This is a genomic window from Roseovarius lutimaris (genome assembly GCF_900115165.1).
Classification (GTDB): domain Bacteria; phylum Pseudomonadota; class Alphaproteobacteria; order Rhodobacterales; family Rhodobacteraceae; genus Roseovarius; species Roseovarius lutimaris.
Genome location: NZ_FOVP01000053.1, coordinates 1 through 6,522 on the forward strand (window position 1 = coordinate 1; position 6,522 = coordinate 6,522).

General features: G+C 54.9%; 5 protein-coding genes. 4 read left to right on the forward strand and 1 reads right to left on the reverse strand.

Annotation, left to right across the window (positions count from 1 at the left end):
* The 3 genes from BMZ91_RS20635 to BMZ91_RS20645 all read left to right on the forward strand — a co-directional run.
* Positions 1 to 257: integrase core domain-containing protein (locus BMZ91_RS20635; protein ID WP_143076434.1), on the forward strand; the 257-nt coding region annotated here is incomplete at its 5' end.
* A 252-nt stretch (positions 258 to 509) separates the two neighbouring features.
* On the forward strand, positions 510 to 2,633 hold the full coding sequence (locus tag BMZ91_RS20640; protein WP_177193948.1) for a hypothetical protein: 2,124 nt from the start codon (positions 510 to 512) through the stop codon (positions 2,631 to 2,633).
* Between the two features lie 223 nt (positions 2,634 to 2,856).
* A complete protein-coding gene (locus BMZ91_RS20645) occupies positions 2,857 to 3,888 on the forward strand; it encodes a hypothetical protein (protein WP_143076435.1) in 1,032 nt (343 codons plus the stop codon).
* Between the two features lie 202 nt (positions 3,889 to 4,090).
* On the opposite strand, the gene BMZ91_RS20655 is transcribed toward BMZ91_RS20645, so the two are convergent.
* Positions 4,091 to 4,978: a viperin family antiviral radical SAM protein gene (locus BMZ91_RS20655; RefSeq protein WP_092842467.1), complete on the reverse strand. Its 888-nt coding sequence runs from the start codon at positions 4,976 to 4,978 to the stop codon at positions 4,091 to 4,093.
* 454 nt (positions 4,979 to 5,432) lie between these two features.
* Here BMZ91_RS20655 and BMZ91_RS20665 point away from each other — a divergent pair, with 454 nt between their 5' ends.
* Positions 5,433 to 6,212, forward strand: coding sequence for an LEM-3-like GIY-YIG domain-containing protein (locus BMZ91_RS20665; RefSeq protein WP_092842469.1), 780 nt, complete (start codon positions 5,433 to 5,435; stop codon positions 6,210 to 6,212).
* Positions 6,213 to 6,522: the final 310 nt, after the last annotated feature.

Here is a 6,522-nt window from a genome sequence, read left to right on the forward strand (position 1 = left end):
TTACGGATGCAAAGATCAAGATCAGCATGGACGGCAAAGGCGCTTGGCGCGACAATCGGATGATTGAGCGGCTGTGGCGGTCACTGAAATATGAATGCGTCTACCTCAACGCTTTTGAGACCGGCTCAGAAATGCGGGCGGGCATCGGTAAATGGCTGACCTACTACAACTCTGAGCGCCCCCATTCGACGCACGGGTTATTGACCCCCGATGAGGTATACGCCAACAAAACAGAACCAATGAGATTAGCAGCCTGAAGTGAAACCCTGATCCATCTTAACAAGGCTGCAAACTGGTCGAAAAAGCAGGACCACCTCTGTGACAGGTTGGGAGTTGACCTTTCATACCGTACCGCGCAAGTCGTTCGGTCCCTGATGCGAGGTGCTGACCAAGAACGTTGGCTTTCTATTCGGGGGCACCTACGAACATTGGCGGAGGCATCTCCATCTGCGTTCCTTGATTGCCTTGAAGCTGAGATTAGAGAGCCAGAACCTGCCATACGCGCCATCATGGGAACCACTGAAGGCTTGGTGAGTGGCGAGTGTTTGCGGACCAATTTGCTTTGGGCGCTTGAACTTTTGGCTTGGCACCCTGTCCACTTTTCTCGCGTCGCAGAGATTGTTTTTGGCCTTCGCCGTCTGGAGGTGGAAGACAACTGGTCAAACTCGCCGAAATCAACCGCCCGTTCTCTGTTTAGGGCTTGGCTGCCTGCCACCGCTCTCAGTGCTGCGGAAAGGATGGCTGCCTTGCGGCGCTTGTCAGGGCAGTTTCGACATGCTGTGATGGACGTCTGTATCTCTCTTCTTCCAGGAGGTGGCCCAAGTTTCGCTTCACGCACCGCGAGGCCGCAATGGCGAGCACTGGATGCAGAAGTGCCGTCACCGACAAATGCGGATGTCCGCGCAGCGGCGGTCGAAGCCAGCCGCCTACTGCTCGACTTGGCTCCATTTGAAAAGTTGGAGCTTGAACAGCTATTAGAAGTTGCGACACGTATTCATTCTGATGACCTGTCTCGCTTGGTCATCGAGGTCGAGAGCTGGTCAGCGACAGCAACCGATGAGGACAAAGCTGATCTTCGGCACAACCTTCGTCGGCGCGATGTTCTTCGTGCTTATCAGGAAGGTGAAGAGGACGAACAGTTGGCAGCCGCGCTTCGGCGTATGGAAGAGGCTTTGTCCCCTCAGTCTCCGACTGCTCGCCACCGTTGGCTGTTTGAAAATTCCCACGTTGAGTGGCGTGCGCTGGTGGAAGACGAAGGAAATGGGCGCTTGTCATGGCAGGAGCGAAACGCACTTGTCGAAGAGCGCCGCCGAAACGCCATCGATGAAATCAGGGAGCAATTGGGAGATCAAGCGGTTTTTCCGTTTGCGCTTAGCGTGAAGCAACCCGAACTGGTGGCTCAAGTCTTGGTCCCGCAAGATGCGGCAGTGGACACGGCGACCCACTGGGTCTCGGCTGCGCTGCGCACCGAGGCAAATGATCAGTCCAGTGCTTTCCTGCGGCAACTGCTATGGAGCGCAGGTTGGATCGACCTTGCCGCAGTCGTGGCTGGCCTAGAGGCACAAGGAATTTTGAGCAGTGAAGTGGAGCGCCTGAGATTTGCCGAGCACCTTCCTGGTCGTTCAATTGGCTGGCAGGTCGCAGAAAGTTTGGGCGAAGACGTGGCTTCTGCATTTTGGAATTCGGCATCAATTCATATTTGGGATGACACACCGTCCGACGAAGTGGAGTACGCCGTTACAAAGCTTCTTGAATATCAGCGGCCGAGATCAGCGTTCTCAGCCGTTTCTCTGTGGAGGAACAAGCTGCCAGCCAACCGTTTGCTAGATATCCTACAAGCTGTTGCTCGCGGCGAGGAAGTGGAGGGGCCTTTTCCAAGTTCGTACAACCTAGATGAGGTGTTTCAGCTCCTCGATGAAGACGAAGCGATCTCCGACGACCAAATCGCCAATCTAGAACTGCCCTTCGTCAAGCTCTTGTGCTCATACGGTCATCGAGACCACGAGCGAACGCTGGCTTTGCACCGACAGCTTGCTCGTGATCCAAATCTCTTTGTTGAGTTGCTCTGCTGGCAATATCACCGGCGCGATGGTGCGGACGAACCCGAGCGAGAAAAGCTATCGGCGGAGAGGCGCAAGTTCCTTGCTGAGCTGGCCTATCACTCTCTGGAGGGTTGGAAAAAAGTTCCCGGCTGCGATGAGGAAGGCGTAGTGTGTCCGGATGAATTCACCGCATGGGCAGATAGCGCCCTTCGACTTGCGGCGGATGCTGACCGCAAGGAAGTAGCTGAAATCCATTTTGGAGCTTTGCTGGCACGAATGGCGAGGAGACGGTCCTGGGACGACTGGTTGCCTAACGTCATCTTGGAGTATCTAGATCGCTCTGATTGCGCTGGACTAAGGGAGCGGTTCTGTATGGGGGTCCGCAATGCACGAGGTGTAACAACGCGCGGCCCCTACGATGGCGGGGAGCAAGAGCGCAGACTTGCTGAGCGTTATCGAGACTTGGCTGCAAGATACGGCAATTCCCACCCCCGCCTGTCGGAAAGCCTGATATCCATTGCAGAAGGATATGAATGGGATGCCCGCCGTGAAGACGAGCAGGCGGCAGTGGGCGAACGCTGGCATCCTTGATACGGAGCAATCCGATGACAGCTTTCGAGAGTAGCGCTGCAGCATTTGGAAGCTAGGGCGAAGGTCTGGTTAGGGCCGATCGGGTAATTGCCCATGACGATGTTCCAAGCTTATTCCAAGATCGGAGCTCGCACGGCGAACGCTTACGAAGACCCAACATTTGCCATATAGATAAATTAGCTATGGTGACAGGCGATCAAAGCCCGAGGCAACGCAGACAACAATGACTCAAACCCAGATTCCCTCCGATGAAAATACGCAGTTTGCAAGATTATTGCTCGACCCGGAAGACTACTGCAACATCGTTGGGGTGTCTTTGAAGAACTTCATGCTCGGGCCGCGTGTTGGGGGCGTTGGTGGCAATGAAGCTCAGCATAGGTTCTGGACGAGAATGCGTAAGACTGGCAGCGCGACCAAAACTGCGGTTACAAAGTTCATCCGACAACTTGAAGCCAAGCACCGGTTGTCCTTTCTATCCCCGCAAGATGTGCCTCCCGAAGTGATCCGGCTTGGCGCCTGGTCCATCGCGCAACCCGGTCTGCGCGAAAGAGGCACGCATACGCTTGAGGCCGTTCAGCGCGCAGTCCTTGCCTCGGATCACTTGCAAGCGGTCGTGACCTCAGGGGGGACGAAAGCGCTCGCTTCTGAACTGCGCCGGGTGCCGAAATCCCGCGTTGCACCGCTTTTCCACGAGTGTGCCAGCATGCTCGAAACAACCAACCGCGCCGATTTGCAGGCTATCATGGCACCGATACATATTTTCATGGCGAGCGTCTTTGTCTTTAACCTGCTAATCGAAACCGGGCCGGACCGGACCGAGGGCGTCCTGGCGCTCCATAAACTTGCGTGTGGGGATGCCATCCGTAGAGGGCCGCGTCTGGCGTTAGCAAGGTGGCTGGACACGGCCCAAGGCGCACTTGGCTACGAAACGAAGAGCGTCTTCTACGCTGCGCTCTCTCCGCATTTGGATCCTGAAAACGCGCGCATTGAATGGTCGAAAGTTGCAAGTGGAAGAGACATGCCACCATTGGACAGGCTGCGTAGTGATCTCAAGCGCGTTGTCGAACTCTCGGGCGCCTGCAAAGCCAGCTCCGACCACTACCACCGCCTCGATTTAGGGCTGTGCTATTGTGCCTTCGTCGCGCGGTCCTACGCGTATCTGCAAAAACAGAATGTCACCAAGGCGCGGAAGCCTTTTCTGCTCGCCGCGGCCGAGGTGGAGGAGGGCTGGAGCCAGACAAGTCAGCCTGCGTGACGTTTTGTCTGCCCATTCAACACCCGCTCCACATCGCGCCGGAAGTTGCGAAGAGCCCGGCAATCGCTGGGGGTGCATGGCACGGTTACAAAGCCACCAGTCGGTGACACCAGCCTCCCATGTTCGCGTTTTCGGAAATACTGCCAGCCCTCTCGTACGCGCGATTGCACCTCTTTCTCGATCTCTTTGCAGGTTGAGTATTTCATGACGCGCTCTCAAGAGGCTGGTAGCGCGCAAGAAACCTGTCGATGGAGAACGGGATTTGCGCGAACGCGCGCTCGACCCCGATGTCGAGGATGGGTTCGCTGTAGTAATATCCTTTACTGTCCAGCCTGTTCTGGAAGAAGCGGCCATGCGGATCGATCATAAGATAGGACTGGACCATCGAGGGGTTATCCTCGACGGAAAGGATGCGCCGGAAAGCGGCGTGGCGGCTTACAAACCTTTCGAATTTCGCTTCATCCACGGTCAGCTCGTCATTGTAGGACGGTAGCATTCGTAGGGCCTTCCAACGGTCTGGCGCGATATGGGAAATGAGTGCCGAGAAATCCTCTTCGGCATTAACCGCATTCACGACCGTGTTCAGCTTGATCTGCAGTGTAGGGTTGGCGGTGCGCAATTCGCGGACCAAGTCGATAAGATCGTCCGAGCCGATTTGCGCGCCCTTTCTATCCACCCGTCCGATCCGCAAATTCCCGTCGCAACGAGTGGAATCCACACTGAGACCGAGCATTGAAATTCTTGATGCAATATTACGCAGCGTCTCGGGACGGCTGCCATTGGTTATCAAACTCACGTCAAATCCGGCTGCAACGGCGTGATCCACCACGTGACTGAGCTCACCGGCCCAAAGCGTTGGCTCACCTCCGGCAATGTTAAGTCGCGGCCGACGGACAAAACGTTGTTCCCAAAGCGGGTTGTCAGGTGACAGAAATCGGCCCAGCTCCGATATCAGCAACCTACACGCGGCATTATTGCGCCAAAGTTCCGAAGCCTTTGGTTTGGACCAATGCGCGTAGCAAAACTTGCAACGATAATTGCAGGCTTCTGTTACATGCCAATTCGCGACGAGTTGAGGTTGAAGTTCCATTGCGCTCTCCTTGCAAAAGTGTTGCTTGAAGAAATGGCCGATGCGGGCAGCGCAAAGACGTGGGATTCTCGGGACATTTTAATTGATCTTGGGTTCGATAATATCTGCAATACCTGCCTGTGTTGTAAGTGCTGTCTATCTAGGTCACTCATTTGGACTCGCATCATGAACGGCGGGTAAGTCCCGTTCTGCTGTCACCCGCCATCTCAAAATGCTGCACAATGCATGAATGGCCGGTTCGGTGACGCTGCTCCGCAGCGGCGGCATTCCAAATCAATGGCAGCAAAGGGCCGTTCATGTCGATCAGGCGGGCGAGATAACCAGGATGCCTGCCGCGCCGCCGCATGTCGGCTCAGAGCCCAAGATAGCCCTTTTCAAATCTGCTTGCATCCCGAGCCACAGCGATGGATGCTGACGTTCTAAGAAGTCAAGGTTAGAATTAAGGCATGGTAAAATGAGTAGTTTATCGGGATTTCCATCGGGCGTATCCGAGAAAATTGGCAACTACGTCTATCGCTTGATCGACCCGAGGAACGGAGAAACCTTCTACGTCGGCAAGGGAAGGGGCAATCGGGTTTTTGCACACGCAAATGCAGAATTAAAGACGTTGGAAAATGATGAGGATGATCCGACATCCTTGAAGGTGGGTCGAATTCGAGAAATCAAGAACGCGGGGCTAAGCGTATTGCATGTTATTCACCGGCACGACATTCCTGACGCAGCCATCTTTGAAGTCGAGGCCGCATTAATTGATGCATACAGCGGACTGACTAATGCTCAGGGCGGCCATGAAAGCGGCGCTAAAGGCCCAATGAATGTTTTGGAGATAATAGACAAATACGCTCTGCCCGCAGTCGACGCGGAACCCTCGGAGAAGCTTGTTCTTATCAACATCAATCGCCTTCAAGATAGGTCTGATACAGTAGCTATTTATGAACAAACCCGCTTGGCTTGGCGCATTTCCAAGATAAGAGTTGAGGCTGCTGACTATGTTCTGGCTGTCGTGAAAGGTGTAGTTGTTGGGGCATTTGTCGCGGAAGAATGGCTTGATGCCACGCATGATAACTTTCCAGACCGAATTCCGGTGGGATCGGACATGCCAGAGAGAAGGGGCTTCAATGGCGTCCCAGCCTCGAAAGAAGTATGGGATAAGTTTGTTGGCGAACGGGGCAAGAGAATATCAAATGAGGCGATGAAACATATTCAGTTCCCGATCCGCTATTGGAACATATGACCTCGGGACGGTAATCGAAACCTACACCCGCCCAAGCTTTGGAGGCGCACGGCAGCAAAGTCCCGCGCTGCAGTCATCTGTTGCTGCTCAATACTGCACAATCGACCAACGTCCGCTATGGTGAAGCTGGTCCGCAGCGCTAGACGGCCAGGTAGAGGTCTGCTTTGGGCCGGTCACGTCGCTCCGGCAGGCGCTGACCACGACTTTGCAAAGGTCGCTATTGCGCACTCCTGACATTGGCCCAAGCCTTTTTCAACGTCCGCAATTGCGATCGCCCCACCCGTTGCCCCAACCGCCGACGACCGGCATA